Raw genomic sequence first — 17,866 nt, 5'->3', positions numbered from 1 at the left:
TTGTTTTTAACTATAATAATGTTCAAATAAAATCTATAAAAAGGATTGACTTATTTTCGAGTTGTAACTATGATGATTACATCAAGGTGGTGATCACGATGAAAATTAGTAGCCGCTTTTCTATAGCTATTCATATGTTATCAATTTTGAAAAATAATCCATCTTCTATTTGTACTTCGGAATTTATGGCTGAGAGTGTAAATACAAATCCGGTTGTAATTCGAAAAATAATGTCTTACTTAAAACAGGCTAAGTTTGTTTATGTAAATCGAGGGCCAGGTGGGGCTGGATTATTAAAGGATTTCAATGAAATTACATTATTAGATGTGTATCATGCAGTAAATGTAGTTGAGGAAGATAAGTTATTCCATATTCATGAACAACCCAATCCAGATTGTCCTATTGGAGCAAATATTCAAGCCGTATTAGAAGTAATTTTAGTTCAAGCGCAATCTGCAATGGAAGAAGTTTTAAAAAATATCACGATGGGGCATTTGTTTGAATCGCTACAAGAGAAAATGAATGCTTGAAAAATGCAAAGCTCGATAAAAAGAGAATGCATATTTTTTTCTCATTGATGTAACTTAATTTGTTACATCTTATAAAATTAAAAGAAAGTAAGGTGTAATAACATGACTGTAAAAATGAAAGTATACTCTGATTTTATTTGTCCATTTTGTTTTTTAGCAAAGGGCCCATTGGATGAAGTAGCTAAGGAAAAAGATGTAGAAATTGAATGGATGCCATTTGAATTACGTCCAAGTCCATATTTAAAAATTGATCCGTGGCAAGAGCCGGATAAATTAAGTTCTTGGGATTCTTTTATTCTTCCTACTGCGAAAAAATTAGGAGTTGAGATGCGTTTACCACGTGTTTCTCCTCATCCATATACGCATTTAGCGTTTGAGGGATATCAATTTGCAAAGGAACATGGCTTGGAAAATGCTTTTCATCATCGAGTGTTCACAGCATTTTTTCAGGAGGAACAAAATATTGAAGAGATAGATGTACTAACAAAATTAGCAGGTGAAGTGGGTCTTACTGAAGCTGAATTTAAAGAAGCTTTAGTAACTCGTAAATATAAAGAGAAGCACCAACAAGCAATCCAACATGCATACGATGAAGCAAATATTATGGCTGTTCCAACTGTAATGATTGGGGAAGAAGTGATTCAAGGACTTGCTAGTAAGGAAATGTTAGAAAGAGTAATTGATAAAGAAATACAAAAGGAAAAAACAAATTCATTTGATGGAATGCAATGTACAACTGATGGATATTGCTAATACTTATCTTCAATTGAAGAATCAAATCTATTTGTTTATATAAATTATACAACTTATATACTTGGAGGAATTAACATGTCAGTAACTACAACAAATTTAAAAGAAGCAATCGTAAACCGTCGTTCAATCCGTAAAGTAACAAAAAATGCTATGATCACAAAAGAAAGAATCCAAGATGTTTTAAAGACAGCTTTACATGCACCATCATCTTTCAATATGCAAAGTGGTCGTATGGTTGTATTAATGGATGCAGAGCATGAAAAGTTCTGGGATATCGTAAAAGAAACACTTAAAACACGCGTGCCAGCAGAAAATTTTGAAGCAACTGTAGAAAGACTAAAAGGTTTCCGTGACGGGATAGGAACAGTATTATTCTTTGAAAATCAAGCAACTGTAAAACAAATGCAAGAAAATGCACCTTTATATAAAGAGCAGTTCCCATATTGGTCTCACCAAGGAAGTGCGATGTTACAATATGCGGTTTGGATGTCATTGTCTGCAGAAGGAATCGGAGCGTCATTACAACATTACAATCCAATTGTGGATGCTGAAGTGAAAGAAACATGGGATATTCCAGCAGAATGGAGCTTAGTAGCACAAATGCCATTTGGTGAACCGAATGAACAACCGGGTGAAAGAACGTTCTTACCTACTGAAGATGTAGTGAAATTTTATTAAGATGGAAAATATATATAGTAGAAAAAGAAGCTATTAGCCAAATAGCTTCTTTTTTTCATGCAATGATTTTAGCAGTTAGGATTTCACGAGTATGAATTCTTAGTTTAGGGAAGAAATATAACAAATAATATGTGCTCGACTTAGTAGAATTTTATAAAAGGATGTGTCGTGATGAATAAAAAGAAGAAATATACAGTTGTAGGCACTGATATTGATGAAGTAAAACGCTTAAATAAAAATTCCGGGCTAACGTATAATCAAGTAAAGGAATTATTAGCGAAGCGGATGAAGCAGAAATAAGGAAAGACATAGTAGCTACAAATAAATACGTTAATCGGCTATTCGTAAGCAGTAAGTCTCGTCACTTCAAACTTTAGAGAAAAGCGAGGGAGATGATTGTCCATGAAAGCTATATTTTATAGCCTAGTTAGTCCTGTATTTTGAATAGGATGTGTATATGAGTAGTAACACGAACAAATGAAAAACGACTGGATTTTGTGACGTACTGTTCATATTGATATAGTTATCCCCCTCGAAATGGATTAAGAAAATAAGACAATTAAAAAGAAAAAGAGGATACTTTCAAATTAGTGAGAAAGATTGTCTTTAGAAGTTCATAAAATGTCTTAATATAGTAACGAATAAACGGTTAGTACTTTCATGAATATATGGAATTTCCATCCGTCGAAGGGGGAGAGTGAGACTTAATGATTCAAATGAAAAATTTCTTTCAAAGTAGAGGGGTTCAGAGGCTTCTTATATTAGTCATTTTAGCCCTTATATTATACGGGCTAAAAAGTATGATTAATTTAATATTGATTACCTTTATCCTTACGTTTCTAATGGATCGCTTTCAAAGATTTATTTCTGAAAAACTTAGTCGTTTTGTACGGATAAATAGGAAAGTGATTATCGCCTTTTTATACATTGTTGTAGTTACGTTTATTGTTACTACGTTATATAAATATTTACCTGTATTAACGATACAAATTTCACAATTGATTTACCAGTTCAAATTGTTTTTTAAAAATCCCCCTGATAACGAAATGATAAGATATGTGTTTTCTGTAATTAATCAGATGGAAGTATCAAAATATATTGAACAAGGTGTGGATGTTATTTATCAATCTTTGGCGAATATTGGAAAGTTAAGTTTGCAAATTTTACTTTCCCTTATTTTAAGTTTATTTTTCTTATTAGAAAAAGAGCGTATCATTGTTTTTACTTCAAAATTTGAGGATAGTAAACTTAGTATTTTTTATAAGGAAATTGCATATTTTGGTCAGAAATTTGCGCGTTCATTTGGAAAAGTCATTGAGGCACAGTTTTTAATTGCCGTTGTAAACTGTATTCTTTCTGTCATTGCACTAGTATTTTTAGGTTTCCCGCAGCTACTTGTATTAGCGGTTATGATATTCTTGCTTGGTTTAATTCCTGTTGCAGGTGTTATTATTTCACTATTTCCACTTTGTATCATTGCGTATAATATTGGTGGAATTGCATATGTCGTATACATATTAATTTTTATTGCAGTTATTCATGCAATTGAAAGTTACTTCTTAAATCCGAAACTTATGTCCGCAAAAACGAATTTACCCATTTTTTATACGTTTATGGTTCTTATCTTTTCAGAGCATTTTTTAGGAATATGGGGACTCATTATTGGAATTCCAATCTTTATCTTTTTACTTGATGTGCTTGAAGTGCACGATGGAGAGAAATCGGATCTAAATACGGAATGAATTTTTAAGCTATGCAAAAAGCAATCCAAGTATTTTGGATTGCTTTTTTTGTAAGGGCATAAGTAGCATGTATTTTACAGTATAGGAGCCATTGTTTCTTTTAGTACTTGAACAGAGTGATCGAACTTTAATTCTTCATCTTCACTTAATTCAACTTCTAAAATTTCACGAACACCTTGACGATTCAAGACTGCGGGAACACCGATATAAACATCTTTTTGTCCATATTGACCTTCAAGATATGCAGATACAGTTAATACGCTATTTTCATCATTTAGGATTGCTTTTGTTACACGTAAAAGGGACATACCGATTCCGTAGTATGTTGCACCTTTTCGTTCAATGATGTGATAAGCAGCATCGCGAACATTTATAAAGATTTCATCTAAACCTTTTTGATTAAGGTCATTATCTTTTTCAAGAATCGTTTGTAGTTTTTGAATTCCGATTGATACGTGGCTCCAAACTGGAAGTTCTGTATCACCATGTTCACCGATGATGTAAGCATGAATATTGTGAGAGTCAATATTGAAATATTCTCCTAGCATATAGCGGAAACGAGCAGAATCTAGAGTTGTACCAGAGCCAATTACACGTTCTTTTGGTAATCCAGATTCTTTCCAAGTTACGTAAGTTAAAATATCTACAGGGTTTGTAGCGATTAAGAAGATGCCATCAAATCCGCTATCCATAATGCTACGAACAATTTGTTTAAAGATTTTAGTGTTTTTTTCAACTAAGTCTAAGCGTGTTTCACCTGGTTTTTGTGGTAAACCAGCAGTAATTACAACAAGATCCGCATCTTTACAATCTTCATAGCTACCTTTCCAAACTCTTGTTGGTGCTGGAGCAAAGGGAACTGCATGACTCAAGTCCATAGCTTCTCCTTCTGCTTTTGCTTCGTTTACATCAACGAGAACAAATTCTTCTGCAACACCTTGGTTAATCATGCAGTAGGCATAGCTGCATCCTACTGCGCCGGTTCCTACTAATACAACACGGTTAATACCTTTTTTCATATGACAATTCCTCACTATTTCAGTAATTTTGATATGTAAGAAAAAACAGGTCTTACTTCTACAGATTCTAACCTAGTTTATTCCATTTCACAAAAGATATTCAAGTATTTGAAAATAAATCCGTTTATATAGTTGTGAATCATAGGGAATGAAACAGGGGCATCTTTTCTTGAATGTAATCCTTATTAAAAGAAGAAACTTCGGATGCCGAATCCATTAACAATGGAACAGATAATTTATATTATTCATAATGGGCTTATGAAGACAGAAGATCCGAAATATATATAGGAATACAAAACAATCGGAGTGTTTTGTTTACAAATTGCATTTATTTTAATAAAATAATAAATATAAATCGTAATAATTACGCTTTAAAGTATATTAAAAGCATAGAAATGGATGGTCGGTCATATGAGTAAAGTAGAAATTCATATACTAGGTGGTTTTTTAGGAAGTGGGAAATCCACATTGCTACAAAATTTACTACTAGCAGAAAAGAAGAAAACTCGAAAAGTTGCTGTTTTAATGAATGAAATAGGAGAATACTCGGTAGATACAGATATTATAGGGAAAGAGAATATTTTAAGAGAACTTTTAAAAGGTTGTATTTGTTGCACGTTAAAAGATGAACTTGAGATTCAGTTACATTCTTTATATCAACAAGAGAGACCAGATGTAATTTATATAGAAACAACAGGAGTTGCTCACCCAATTGAAGTATTAGATGCATGCCTGTCACCTATTTTAGCTCCTTATCTTGACGTGAAATCCATCGTTGTTGTATTAGATGCGATGAGATGGTTAAATCGTGATACACTAAGTAAAAATATTCAACAACTTTTAAATGAACAAATCAAATACGGAAGTCATATCCTCATTAATAAATCAGATTTATTAAAAGATGAGGAGAAGAAAAAAGTTTTAGAAGAAGTAGCAGCAATTAATAAACATGCGAAATTGTATGAAACACAGTATTGTAATATATCTTTAGAGGATATAGAAGATGTGGAACTTACAGAAAATGAAGAACATGAAACATTACATATGAAGCAGCATTTACATATACAAACGATGACATATCAATTTACAAAATCAATCGATCAAGATCAATTATACGAATGGCTTTCAAATTTACCACAGGAGATTTATCGTGTAAAAGGATTTGTGAAATTTCATGGGGATAAATATCCACACTTATTACAATATTCATTTGGTGTACCAACTTTACTGGAGCAGGACTTCGGATTTCCCACAAATCTTGTGATGATTGGTGAGAATTTAGATAAGAAACAATTGGCAGAAGGATTAGGTGGTTTAGAGAGTAACTCGATTTCATAATTTGTGTTGATGTAGAAAAACAGCGTAGAATTATAGATTCTACGCTGCTTTTGCATGTATAAAAATGATAGTGATTGGAAAGTTAATATTATTTAAAGGAAGCGTAACCTTCATCCACCATAACAACTCTATCATTAATTACATTTACTACTTCCCATGAAATAAGATAAACAGTATCTACGATCTGCTCAGGTTGAGTTAATTTATTTCCTATTACTGTTGCTTTTATTATATCAATTAACCATGAATCGTTATAGCCATTGAATAATGGGTGTATCGATAATGACGCTCGAAGTGCTACTGCAACCACGCCAATACCGTACCGAGCCAATTCTAAAGCAGCTAAGAGCTTTATGAATAGATTCATACATGAACTATAAATCGCACTGCATACTTTGGGTTTTTGAAGTGGATTATAATTATATTAGAATTAGCTAGGGAGTAATCTTTCTGTGTTGTTCATAATTGACATTATTAGGGTGAATATGAGTTTTTTTAAGTATAGGTTAAGAAGGTTGAAAGTAATATGTTTTGATCCAAGGAGAATAAGATGAATAAGAAGTATAGTTTTAAAAGAACTATTATGATTCCAGCTTCAATAGCCGTTGGTTTAAACGATTTACTAAATTTAAGGAATAAGAATACTACAAATAAGAAGCGTTTTGTGGATTTTCATATACTATTTGATAAGAAAAAAACAATTGAAAACTTCCGTAATCTTTCTAAAGTATACCCAGCCCAAAAGGTGAAACGTAAAGGACATATTTCTCGATTTGATTATGATTTGAAGGATATGAATGTTACGTACAGCTATAATGGAAAACAATCAACTCTTGATGAGTTTCTTAAAAACACGATGGCGACAGGCCTTTTCATTATGAAAGATCATAAAGTTGTAAATGAGCGATACTTTCATGGAAATACGTGTAAATCTCTTAATACTTCATGGTCTGTAGCAAAATCTTTTTTATCTGCTTTAGTAGGTATAGCAATTGATGAAGGGGATATTAAATCAGTAAAGGATCCAATCATTGCTTATTTGCCAGAGTTAAAGAACTCGGGATATAAGAATGTTTCTATTAAGGAATGTCTACAGATGTGTTCTGGTATTTATTTTAATGAAGATTATCATAATTTGTCATCAGATTTTTATATGCTGATGCAAGCGTCATTGACTGCAAGTAAGAGTGTGAATGAGTATATAAATCAATTTAAGTATAAAGAATTTTCTAGGGAATTTTCTTATAAAAGTATAGATGCGCAAGTGTTAGGCATGCTGATTGCAAAAGCAACTGGACGGAATTTAGCACAATATTTACAAGAGAAAATATGGGGACCGCTTGGAATGGAGTCCCATGCATTTTGGAATATAGGTAGTGATGGGAGCATGATACCTTATTCTTTCTTGAATGCTACGTTGAGAGATTTTGCTAGATTTGGATTACTCTACTTACAGAATGGAAATTGGAAGGGGAAACAGATTATTTCTCAAGAGTGGATTCGAGAATCAACAATACCTGAAAGGTATAATCTACTGAAAGATAATCAATCTCATTTCACTGATAATTATCAGTATCAATGGTGGACTCCTGGACCAGATTATATAGTCGGAGAATTTCTTGCTATAGGAATTTGGGGTCAGAATATTTATATAAACCAACCAGAAAACCTTGTTATTGTGAGAACAAGTGCTGATCCTAGTTTTGAAAAACATCACTACGAAATGTATGCTGTTTATCGTGCAATAGTAGACTTTTTACGTAAAGAGTCTTAAGAGTAGTGTGCTTGGTGGAAAAGACTAATTCATTTTGGAAGTTAGTCTTTTTTTGTGGGCTAATATATTAGAGGAAGAGCACAGTTATTTAAATGTATTTGCTCAAGGAATGATATGTATAATTCATATAATCGTATGAATATTTACAAATGTATTGGAAGGGATTTGGAAATGTCTGGCGAATGTAGAGGTACTTCGAGAAATTTCTATTGACAACATAGTTCACATTGTTAAAAACAAAAAGTCATGATTACGGATGGTTACTTTGGTGTATTTGATTCTATCAGAAAGTAAAGTATGGGGAGGATCACAATGTCAGCAAAAAAACGTAAGTGGCTAAAAATGGTGTTTACGGGATGTATTCTTGGTTCATTGTTAGTAACAGCAGGATGTTCAGGGGAGAAAGCAAGTACAGATGATGAGAAGACCATTAAGGTAGGTGTTCTTGCTTCGTTAACAGGACCGCTTGAATCATATGGGAAACAAACGGTAAACGGATTTGAACTAGGGCTAGATTACGCAACAGGCGGAACAGGGAAAGTAGAAGGGAAGAAGATTAAGTTTGTTGTAGAAGATACGGAAACAAAAGCGGATGTAGCAGTTAAAAAAGCTACGAAACTATTAGAGGAAGACAAGGTTGATTTTCTTGTTGGATCTTCGAGTTCAAGTGATACATTAGCAGTGTTACCACTAGCGGAAGAATATGAAAAAATAATGATTGTTGAACCTGCGGTTGCAGATAGTATTACGGGGAAGAACTGGAATAAATATATTTTTAGAACAGGCAGAAATTCATCTCAAGATGCAATTGCTGGTGCTGCATCCATCGCTAAGAAAGATGTAAAGATTGCAACATTTGCTCCAGATAACGCCTTTGGTCGTGAAGGAATTGCTGCATTTAAAGCGGGAGCGAAGAAGCTAGGGGCAAATATTGTAAATGAACAATATGCTGATACGAATTCTACTGATTTTACTGCAAATATTCAAAACATCATTAGTTCAAAACCAGATTATTTATTTGTTGTTTGGGCTGGTGCGAATTCACCATGGAAGCAATTAAAAGATATGAATGTAGAAGCGCAAGGGATTAAGATTTCAACGGGGGCACCGGATATACCAGCATTAAAGACGATGGATGCATTAGTAGGCATGCAAGGATTTTCAGTGTATTATCATACACTTCCGAAAAATAAAGTGAACGATTGGCTAGTGGGAGAACATAAGAAACGTTTCAATGGAACAGTTCCAGATTTGTTTACAGCTGGAGGAATGTCAGCGGCAATTTCCATCGTTGAAGGGTTAAAGAAAACAAAAGGCGATACAGATGTTGATGTGCTTATTAAGAAAATGGAAGGAATGGAATTTGAGACACCAAAAGGAAAAATGAAATTTAGAGAGAAAGACCATCAAGCTTTGCAAGCGCTTTATTCTATAATGTTACAAAAACAAGAGGGTGTTGATTATCCAGTACCTGTTCTAGAGCGAGAATTAACAATGAAAGAAACAGAGCCACCAATTCAAAATAAATAGATTGAATATCCCGGAATTAAAAGATGTAAAGAGAGGAGGTTATCTCTCTTTACATCAACTTCTCTTTTTCACCCTGAAAATATGAATTTTTTGAGGAGGGTATAGAGTGAGGAACTTGTTAGAGACTAGAAATCTTTGTGTCTCATTTGGAGAACATCATGTCATTAAAGACGTAAATTTGATGATACCAAAAGGAAAACTTATTTCTATTATTGGACCCAACGGAGCAGGGAAGACAACTCTATTTAACTTGTTAAGTGGACAGATTTCTCCAACAAAAGGTGAGATTTATTTTAAAGAACGTGACATTACAAAGTTATCGATTCCAGTGCGAACCCGCCTTGGTATGGGGCGCTCTTTCCAGCTTACAAATATTTTTCCGGAATTAACAGTGATTGAAAATGTACGCTTAAGTGTACAGTCGTTTGTTCAAGATTATTATAGTTTTTTTCCAAACTTCTCACGATTCAAGCAGCAGATGGGGGAGGCGAGACGTCTTTTGAAGACAGTATTGCTTCACGAAAAAGAAGAAGTGCTAGCGAAAGATTTAGCACATGGGGAAAAGAGAAAATTAGAACTGGCCATGCTGCTAGCGCTCAGAACAGATGTATTGCTACTTGATGAACCAACAGCGGGTATCTCTGTTGAGGAAGTCCCAGCTATTCTTCAAGTGATAGAGAATATAAAGAAAAATCGTGAGAATACAATTGTACTTATTGAACACAAAATGGATATGGTTCTACATTTATCAGATCATTTAATTGTACTATTTCATGGCGAGTTATTGGCCGAAGGGTTACCAGAAGAGATTATGAAGGATGAACGTGTACAAACGGCATACTTAGGGGGATTATACGGTGACACTATTAAAAGTGGATAATATAGAAACGTATTTGGATCAGTTTCATATTTTGCAAGGTGTTTCTTTTATGGTTGAGAAAGGAACAATCACCGTATTGTTCGGAAGAAATGGGGCTGGAAAAACAACGACTTTACGTTCAATTATGGGGTTTAATCGGATTTCTAATGGAGAAATTTATTATTGTGATGAGAAAGTAAATGGTCTATCTACTCATCTGATTTCGCGAAAAGGAATGGGCTATGTGCCAGAAAATCAAGGGATCTTTCATAATTTAACGGTAGAAGAAACATTTGCTCTCGCTGGAGTAAAGAAAGGGATAGAATATGCAGAAAAGGTAGAATGGATGCTCGATTTATTTCCAGATTTAAAACAATATTGGAATAAAAAAAGTGGGCTGTTGAGCGGAGGACAAAAGCAAATGCTGGCGATTTCAAGAGCGTTCATTAATAGTGATGGATTGCTATTAATTGATGAGCCAAGTAAAGGATTAGCGCCGATTATGATTGAAAAGTTAATGTCGGCTATTTTGAAAATGAAAGAGAAAACGACTGTTTTGCTTGTAGAACAAAACTTTATGATGGCAAGCCAGATAGGTAATTATTTTTACATTATGGACAATGGAAAAATCGTGCATAACGGTCCAATGAATGAACTGAAAGAAGATAAGGAAACATGTCATAAGTATCTAGGGATTTCTTAACATTGATACGGAGGAGGTATGGAACGTGGATGTGTTAGTTAACTTATTTGTAAATGGCGTCTCAACAGGTATGCTTATTTTCTTATTAGCATCGGGACTTTCACTTATTTTTGGTTTAATGAGTGTGCTCAATTTTGCCCATGGTGGATTGTTTGCATGGGGAGCTTTTACAGGGGTTTGGTTATTCAATATGACGGGTAGCTATGTACTTGCATTAATAGGTGCGATTTTGATAGGAATGTTTCTTGGTTTCGTTTTAGAAAGATTCCTTATTCGTCCTGTTTATGGAAATCATGTTCGTCAGCTTCTCGTTACACTTGGTGGAATGCTTGTACTTAGTGAATGTATAAAAGTATTTTGGGGACCGAATCCAATTAGTGCTAAATTACCAACATGGTTACAAGGAAGCTTGACATTCGATGGAATTATATTAATAAAGTATCGATTGTTTGTTATTATTGTTGGGGTACTTATTTATATTGGCCTGATGTTGTTACTACGTAAAACAAAAATTGGTCTTATGATTCGTGCGGGTGTAATAGATAAGGAGATGGTTCAAGCTCTTGGTATTAACATAAAGGCGATATTTTCATTTGTCTTTTTATTAGGGGCTGGAATGGCCGCGTTAGGGGGATTTCTCCTTGCCCCATATTCAGGAGTTATTTTCGCTGAAATGGGTATGCAGTATGCAATTTTAGCTTTTATTGTTGTCATTATCGGAGGATTGGGAAGCGTGCAAGGTTCAGCGATTGCGTCTTTAATTGTTGGATTGGCTGGAGCGTTTACGGCTTATTATTTACCTGATTTATCACTCGCAATAAATATGTTAATGTTGTTGTTTTTCTTGGTAGTCAAGCCAACGGGGCTCGTTGGTGAAAAGGGGTGAAAAGGTGAATAATACATTTAATCGGGCCGGGATATATTTTGGACTAGTTGTATTGATTTGTTTAAGTGTATTCCCTTTCGTAAATGATTCACGGAGCTTACTCATTTTGTTTACACAAATTTTCATCTTTGCTATATTTGCAATGAGTTTTGATATTCTTCTTGGATATACAGGAATTGTTTCATTCGGTCATTGTATGTTTTTTGGAATAGGTGCTTATTGTGTTGCACTCTTACTAGATCGACAAGAGGTTTCTATAGCAAGCTTTTTAATCGGTATTGGGATAGCTGTTGTACTATCAGCGATAATCAGTTATATAATCGGTATGCTTTCTTTACGATTAAAAAGTCATTTTTATGCAATGTTAACACTTGCGATTTCCCAACTATTCTTCGTACTTGCTGAAAAATGGCGGTCTTTCACACATGGAGGAGATGGCTTTACATTCCGTGTACCTGATATGTTTCGTGACCGTTTCACATTTTACTATATTACACTCATATGTTTAGTCGTCATCTTTCTATTGCTTCACGTATTTACACAATCTTCTATTGGAAAAGTGTTAAAGGCAATTTCGCAAAATGAGCAACGTGTAGAAGCACTTGGATATAAAATTCTCCACTATAAAATTATTGCGAGCGTAGTTGCGGGAGTAGTAGCAGCGCTTAGCGGTGGTTTATTTGTTATCACATTACGCTTTGTGAATACAACTGTTTTTTCAATTGAAATGACTTTAAATGCTCTGTTAATGACAATGATTGGGGGAGTTGGGACATTAGTTGGAGCAATCGCTGGTGCCGGGATGATTGAATCTCTAAAGTATTATTTATCAGAACTTGCGACGCAGTATCCAATCTTTGAACGATGGACGATCTTTCTTGGGTTACTATATATTATTGTGTTATTAGGATTTCCAACAGGGTTAACTGGTACGGTTAAAAAAATAAGAAGTATAACAAAAAAGAAGGGGGCAGAGAAAAGTAAGGAAGTTGAGCATAGTACATGAAACTCCGCCCTTGAGATTTAGAGAGAAATGTGGAAGATAGGTGAAAGTTAGCCATCAGCGGTGGAACCTTCCGTTGATGAAGATATCACCTTATGAGATGGATAAAGGAATGTGAAATCGTATGTAATAAAAGTACAAATTCTTGATGTTTCAAGGTTTGTGCTTTTTATTTTGGAGATTTTTAGATGAGTGATTAGTATGACTATGGGAAATGGGCGTTTTATCCCGCATTAACGGGCAGTAATACTCCCACCTCAAGATTCAGTGAATACAAAGAAGCTAGGTGGGAGTATTACTGCCCGTAAAAGCCCGATTGATGAGGGCTAATAATCAGTGGGGGATGAAGAAAACCCCCACTGATTAAAGTTTCACTTTATCGAATGAAGAGTATCGTACTATTTGTAAAGGGGTTTAGAACTCAGCAGGTAAAGGCAATACTGAGCCATATTAGGAATGTATGTGAAAGGATGATTGTATGTTTGAGGAAGAAGGCATAGTTTTAATTATGGAACCTGTGGATGAAAGAGATCTTAGGAAATTCATTTTGACTATACCTCAGTCAGTTTATAAGAAAAAAGAAATTTCCTTACAATATGGAGCGCCTATAGGGGAAGGATACACAAATATTATTGAGGAAATTATCGGTGTACATATAGAATCAGAACTTGTAACAGTTATAGGATATGTAGGGAAGTAAACGTTATTATAAAGGAATCGACATACTTAATTGTATCTTAAGTATGTCTTTTTTCGGATGTATACAAATTTGAAATGGGCACTGCGACAAGTAAAGAAATGAAGGAGTTTCTGAAAAACTATGTACTAACAGTAGGTAGCATGAAAGAGTGTGATGTAGTAGAAGGTACGATTTCTGAATCGTTAACAGGTTATACCGTATTACTAATAGATGGAATGGGAGAAATACTACTATTAGAAACACAATTATGGAAATCAAGGAGTGTTAACAGCTAGAGAAAAATCAACAAAAGAGCTTGTTGTATATGAAATTCGTTCCATGAAAACCCCATATGTTTTTCAAAATTGATTATGAAAAGGAAATTGAAAAGTCCTGCTAGAATATATAAGTTGAGGTAATGAAAATGAAAATGAAGTAGCTAGTATTTTAGAATGACAGTATAACGAAAGGGATAAGTGTTTATAAATATAATAGAAGAAACAATAGGTTAGTATTCAGCTAGGAGGTAAAAAATGAAGTTGAAAAAGACGATATTACTTGTGTTTTTAATTACAATCGGTTTAATGGGCTGCTCTATGATTGAAGAGGGTAAGAATTCAATTGATTATGCTCAAAAGGCGACAGACTATGTTAATAAAGTGAGTGCGTTTGCAAATGAAGCGCCGGGATTAGTAGAAAAAGCAATCAATGATAGTGCTGCTCGAAAAGAATTAGAGACTAAGCTCGGAGACATTCAAAAGGATATCCCAGCTTTTAATGAATTGACACCCCCGGATGTAGCGAAGGACATCCATCAGCAAATTGTTGGATATAACGAAAAATTAAATGCATTAATTGATACAACCATGAAAAAGATAGAAGAAGGGAAAATGGATGTAGAACAATTTAAAAACTCAGAGCTTATGCAGACAGTTCAACAATTTCAGGATTTAAAAGATAAGGTTCAAAATTTAGGACAGTAAAGAAATGAGTGGCTTTTATACTGAAAGCCACTCGTTTCTTACTTTCATAATGAAAATAAAGATGTTCATAGAATCATTGAATGTAAATATTAATTTTTCCATTGTTCAAGAATACGTAGTTCCTTATTTGTTGCATCCAGCTCTACTTGAACACCAATTGGCATCGTCATCATCGGATGGGTATGGCAACAATCAAAGTCTGCAAGAAATGGCAATTTACGATTCTCTAGGACTTCTAGTAATATTTCATATGGTTTACGATTTGTACCACAATCATCGAATTGCTCATGTTTTCCAAGAATGATTCCTGAAACTTTATCAAATACACCGTTAATTTTAAGTAATGAAAAACTTCTTTCAATGGTAGCTGCATCTTTGGAGCTATCTTCAATAAAGAGAATATCTCCTTCTTTAATACAAGGCATAAATGGGCTACCCCATATACCTTGTATTGTATTTAAGTTGCCGCCAATTAGTCTTCCAGTTGTTTTTCCGCCATTTACACAAATCCACTCGTTTTTTCTTAGTTCTTTGTCCTTTGTTTTTTCTTCCCAGTTTATAAAGTCATCTGTCCAAAATAAAGGTTTCTTTACCTTGTAAGAAATTTCTTGTTCTTCCATTAAAGCTTCTGCAAAGTATGTATAAGTAGAGTTTACAAAAGGTTCGAATTCACCAAAAGAAGGAACAAGTGCTGGTCCATAAAATGTAGTAATGCCTGTTTTTGCATAGATTCCAAGTAGTAAAGCTGTAGTGTCTGAATACCCAATCATAATTTTTGGATTTTCTTTCAATGCTTTGTAATCAATATAAGGTAAAAGAGAATTTGAATTCATCCCGCCAATTGTTGACATGATGCATGTAACATTCGGATTTCTAATTAATGCATTTAGTTCTTCAGCACGTTCTTGAATGCTTCCAGAACGATAAAAATCCTGCTTACCTGTAAGGCGACCTTCCAATATATAGAACCCTTTATCTTGTAAATATTTTTTAGCTCGATTAAATCTTTTGGGAGATGTATATGTTACAGGTGAAGAAGGAGAGTAAATGCCGATAGTATCTCCTTTTTTTAAGGGATTAAGTAGTATCATTGTATCAAACCTTTCTTGTTTCGATTAGGAATTTAAGTAGTTTCAGGATTTAATATTTGAAAATTTATATTATTAAATTTTTGGTAGTATAACATATTCTTAACAAATAATCTTGAAAAAATAGTTATCGTAGATTATTTACTGTTTGACCTTGACGGTTTAAAGACATTGTTGTTATGGTTAAATTTGAAATGATAATAGGTAGAGTAAAAGGAGTTTTATTGATGAAAAGGTTAGGATGGGGAAGCGTAACAATACTCTGTGCTATTATTTTGGGTTCATGTTGGTTCTTTTTCCAAGGGAGTATTCTAGAGAAGAATGGTACTAATGTTTCCAAAGCAAAAGAAAAAATGACAATAGATGGTCCGCCCCTACAAGTAGCAGAGTTACCCAAAACAGGATTAACTGAAAAGATAATCCCACAAAAATATGTACCAGTAGTTGAAGCGAAAGCAGCAATGATCATTGATGCAAGTGATGGACAAGTAATGTATAAAAATAATGAAGAAGAGCTACTTGCCCCGGCGAGTATGTCAAAGATGATGACAGCATATATTCTTTTAGAAAGCATACATAAAGGGAAGGTCCATTGGGAGGATCAAGTGAAAATAAGTGCTAAATCAGCACAAGCAGAAGGCGCTAGAATTCCAGTGCAAGCGGGAGATGTATTAACGATTAAAGATTTATATCATGCGTTAATGATACAATCTGCCAACAATTCTGCAGTTGCTTTAGCGGAACATATAGCAAAGACCGAGCAAGAGTTTGCTCAACTTATGAATCAAACAGCAAAACAACTGGAGTTATCAGAAGCAACCAAGTTTGCAAATGCTTCTGGATTGCAAGAAGCTGATGGAAGTGAAACAAAGATGACTGTAGCTGATGTAGCAAAGTTAGCGTATCACCTTGTAACAGATTACCCGGAGATATTAGATGTTACCCATTTACGTCAAAGTCAATTAGCATTTAAAAGTACGACGGTTACGAGTACAAATGAAATGTTGAATCCGGCCAACCAAGGACTTTACTTAGAAGGAATGGATGGACTGAAAACAGGCTTCACTGATAGTGCAGGTTATTGTTTTACAGGGACTGCAAAACAAGGTGATAAACGACTCGTAACAGTTGTTATGGGTACGGAAAGTAAAATGAAACGTTTTACAGAAACGCATAAACTAATGTCTTATGGCTTCCAGATTGTTAAGTAAGTGAGGAATCTAATTTGAAGGAAGACAGCTTGTTTGAAACTCGAATTGAGTAGAAAATAAGCTGTTTTTTATTTTAAGGGAATATAAAAAGTATTAAAAACAAAAACTAAAAAAGTATGAGTGTTATTGTTTGAAAATGTTTTTCTGTGTAGATATAATAAAGTTATAAACTTATTATTAATAAGTAAGAGGCGGGATATACCATAATACATATTAGTAAGCCTCAAAATAAAAATTGGAGGGAATTAGTATGGCAAAAGATTTTTATTCAGCAATTGAAGACAGAAGATCAATTTATGCAATTAGTAAAGAGCAAGTTGTTTCTGATGAGAAAATTCAAGAAATAGTGAATCATGCCGTAAAGTATACACCTTCATCTTTTAATTCTCAGAGTGCAAGGGTTGTTGTTTTATTAGATGAGCAACATGACAAACTATGGAATATTACGAAAGAAACATTACGAAAAATTGTACCAGAAAATAATTTTGCACCAACAGAAGAAAAAATGAATGCATTTAAAAGTGGCTATGGAACAGTTTTATACTTTGAAGATAGTAAAGTAATAGAAGATCTTCAAGAAAAGTTTGCGTTATATAAAGACAATTTCCCGACTTGGTCCCAGCAATCATCGGGAATGCTGCAGTTTGCGATTTGGACAGCATTAGAAATTGAAGGGTTTGGTGCAACGCTGCAGCATTATAACCCATTAATTGATGACGAAGTGAGAAAAGAGTGGGATATTCCAGAAACTTGGAAGTTAATCGCTCAAATGCCATTTGGTAAACCAGTTGCACCAGCAGGAGAAAAAGAATTTCAGTCGTTAGAAACTCGTGTGAAATTTCATAAATAAAATGGGAAAAGGATTGCCTATATAGGTAATCCTTTTTTGTTTTGTACAGGACCAATAAAAGATTTTTAAAATCTCGTGAATTCTAGTCATTAGAAGTTCAATTTAAGGTATCATTATGGGTATGGAATGACAGATAGCGAAATCCATCATGTGACGCAGTGGTTTCAAAATAAATGAAACAGACAAACAGGGAATGCGGTTATTAGCAATTCCCTGTTTGTGCGATAAATTATTAAAAAA

At 34.1% G+C, this 17,866-nt stretch carries 20 protein-coding genes; 17 read left to right on the top strand and 3 right to left on the bottom strand.

Features of this window, described 5'->3' with window-relative positions; genetic code table 11:
* The first annotated feature begins 98 nt into the window (after nt 1-98).
* The 5 genes from ACM6HU_RS19910 to ACM6HU_RS19890 all read left to right on the top strand — a co-directional run bounded on the left by ACM6HU_RS19910 (nt 99) and on the right by ACM6HU_RS19890 (nt 3,703).
* Nucleotides 99-530, top strand: coding sequence for an Rrf2 family transcriptional regulator (locus tag ACM6HU_RS19910; RefSeq protein WP_016114491.1), 432 nt, complete (start codon nt 99-101; stop codon nt 528-530).
* A gap of 102 nt (nt 531-632) precedes the next feature.
* Complete coding sequence (locus tag ACM6HU_RS19905) at nt 633-1,283, top strand: DsbA family protein (RefSeq protein ID WP_016114492.1); 651 nt, start codon at nt 633-635, stop codon at nt 1,281-1,283.
* A 75-nt stretch (nt 1,284-1,358) separates the two neighbouring features.
* Entirely contained in the window at nt 1,359-1,961 is a 603-nt protein-coding gene (locus ACM6HU_RS19900; protein ID WP_016114493.1) for a nitroreductase family protein, read from the top strand.
* Between the two features lie 171 nt (nt 1,962-2,132).
* Nucleotides 2,133-2,261, top strand: coding sequence for a hypothetical protein (locus tag ACM6HU_RS19895; protein ID WP_016114494.1), 129 nt, complete (start codon nt 2,133-2,135; stop codon nt 2,259-2,261).
* Between the two features lie 407 nt (nt 2,262-2,668).
* Complete coding sequence (locus ACM6HU_RS19890; protein WP_016114495.1) at nt 2,669-3,703, top strand: AI-2E family transporter; 1,035 nt, start codon at nt 2,669-2,671, stop codon at nt 3,701-3,703.
* A gap of 74 nt (nt 3,704-3,777) precedes the next feature.
* Here the strand turns inward: ACM6HU_RS19890 and ACM6HU_RS19885 are convergent, their stop codons facing one another.
* Nucleotides 3,778-4,722 (bottom strand): L-lactate dehydrogenase, encoded by a 945-nt coding sequence (locus ACM6HU_RS19885; protein WP_016131323.1) that lies wholly within the window; start codon nt 4,720-4,722, stop codon nt 3,778-3,780.
* A gap of 411 nt (nt 4,723-5,133) precedes the next feature.
* Between ACM6HU_RS19885 and ACM6HU_RS19880 the strand changes: the two genes are divergently transcribed.
* Nucleotides 5,134-6,060 carry a CobW family GTP-binding protein gene (locus ACM6HU_RS19880; protein ID WP_016114497.1) on the top strand — a complete coding sequence of 309 codons (927 nt, stop codon included), beginning with the start codon at nt 5,134-5,136 and terminating at the stop codon, nt 6,058-6,060.
* A gap of 88 nt (nt 6,061-6,148) precedes the next feature.
* Here the strand turns inward: ACM6HU_RS19880 and ACM6HU_RS19875 are convergent, their stop codons facing one another.
* Nucleotides 6,149-6,391 (bottom strand): hypothetical protein, encoded by a 243-nt coding sequence (locus ACM6HU_RS19875; RefSeq protein WP_229161591.1) that lies wholly within the window; start codon nt 6,389-6,391, stop codon nt 6,149-6,151.
* A gap of 219 nt (nt 6,392-6,610) precedes the next feature.
* On the opposite strand from ACM6HU_RS19875, the gene ACM6HU_RS19870 reads away from it, so the two are divergent.
* From ACM6HU_RS19870 to ACM6HU_RS19830, 9 genes are all read left to right on the top strand, one after another.
* The gene (locus tag ACM6HU_RS19870) at nt 6,611-7,834 is read left to right on the top strand and encodes a serine hydrolase domain-containing protein (protein WP_016114499.1); all 1,224 of its coding nucleotides are present in this window, start codon (nt 6,611-6,613) and stop codon (nt 7,832-7,834) included.
* Between the two features lie 312 nt (nt 7,835-8,146).
* A complete protein-coding gene (locus ACM6HU_RS19865; protein ID WP_016114500.1) occupies nt 8,147-9,364 on the top strand; it encodes a substrate-binding domain-containing protein in 1,218 nt (405 codons plus the stop codon).
* Between the two features lie 106 nt (nt 9,365-9,470).
* Nucleotides 9,471-10,244, top strand: coding sequence for an ABC transporter ATP-binding protein (locus ACM6HU_RS19860; protein ID WP_016114501.1), 774 nt, complete (start codon nt 9,471-9,473; stop codon nt 10,242-10,244).
* A complete protein-coding gene (locus ACM6HU_RS19855) occupies nt 10,222-10,926 on the top strand; it encodes an ABC transporter ATP-binding protein (RefSeq protein ID WP_016114502.1) in 705 nt (234 codons plus the stop codon). Before ACM6HU_RS19860 ends, ACM6HU_RS19855 begins: the two co-directional genes overlap by 23 nt.
* A 25-nt stretch (nt 10,927-10,951) precedes the next feature.
* The gene (locus tag ACM6HU_RS19850) at nt 10,952-11,812 is read left to right on the top strand and encodes a branched-chain amino acid ABC transporter permease (RefSeq protein ID WP_016114503.1); all 861 of its coding nucleotides are present in this window, start codon (nt 10,952-10,954) and stop codon (nt 11,810-11,812) included.
* A 4-nt stretch (nt 11,813-11,816) separates the two neighbouring features.
* Complete coding sequence (locus ACM6HU_RS19845; RefSeq protein ID WP_016114504.1) at nt 11,817-12,818, top strand: branched-chain amino acid ABC transporter permease; 1,002 nt, start codon at nt 11,817-11,819, stop codon at nt 12,816-12,818.
* A gap of 475 nt (nt 12,819-13,293) precedes the next feature.
* On the top strand, nt 13,294-13,515 hold the full coding sequence (locus tag ACM6HU_RS19840) for a hypothetical protein (RefSeq protein WP_016114505.1): 222 nt from the start codon (nt 13,294-13,296) through the stop codon (nt 13,513-13,515).
* Nucleotides 13,516-13,613: 98 nt separating this feature from the next.
* On the top strand, nt 13,614-13,790 hold the full coding sequence (locus tag ACM6HU_RS19835) for a spore germination protein (RefSeq protein WP_003196961.1): 177 nt from the start codon (nt 13,614-13,616) through the stop codon (nt 13,788-13,790).
* Between the two features lie 237 nt (nt 13,791-14,027).
* Nucleotides 14,028-14,477, top strand: a complete 450-nt coding sequence (locus ACM6HU_RS19830) for a DUF6376 family protein (protein WP_016114507.1) — start codon at nt 14,028-14,030, stop codon at nt 14,475-14,477.
* 89 nt (nt 14,478-14,566) lie between these two features.
* On the opposite strand, the gene ACM6HU_RS19825 is transcribed toward ACM6HU_RS19830, so the two are convergent.
* The gene (locus ACM6HU_RS19825) at nt 14,567-15,568 is read right to left on the bottom strand and encodes a S66 family peptidase (RefSeq protein ID WP_414848401.1); all 1,002 of its coding nucleotides are present in this window, start codon (nt 15,566-15,568) and stop codon (nt 14,567-14,569) included.
* Between the two features lie 224 nt (nt 15,569-15,792).
* On the opposite strand from ACM6HU_RS19825, the gene ACM6HU_RS19820 reads away from it, so the two are divergent.
* Both ACM6HU_RS19820 and ACM6HU_RS19815 read left to right on the top strand, forming a co-directional pair.
* Nucleotides 15,793-16,776: a D-alanyl-D-alanine carboxypeptidase family protein gene (locus tag ACM6HU_RS19820; RefSeq protein WP_016114509.1), complete on the top strand. Its 984-nt coding sequence runs from the start codon at nt 15,793-15,795 to the stop codon at nt 16,774-16,776.
* Nucleotides 16,777-17,026: 250 nt separating this feature from the next.
* Nucleotides 17,027-17,626, top strand: coding sequence for a nitroreductase family protein (locus tag ACM6HU_RS19815; protein WP_016114510.1), 600 nt, complete (start codon nt 17,027-17,029; stop codon nt 17,624-17,626).
* Nucleotides 17,627-17,866 lie beyond the last annotated feature (240 nt).

The organism is Bacillus sp. IT-79MI2 (assembly GCF_949768135.1).
Classification (GTDB): Bacteria; Bacillota; Bacilli; order Bacillales; family Bacillaceae_G; genus Bacillus_A; species Bacillus_A pseudomycoides.
This window is presented reverse-complemented; position numbering and strand designations above follow the sequence as displayed.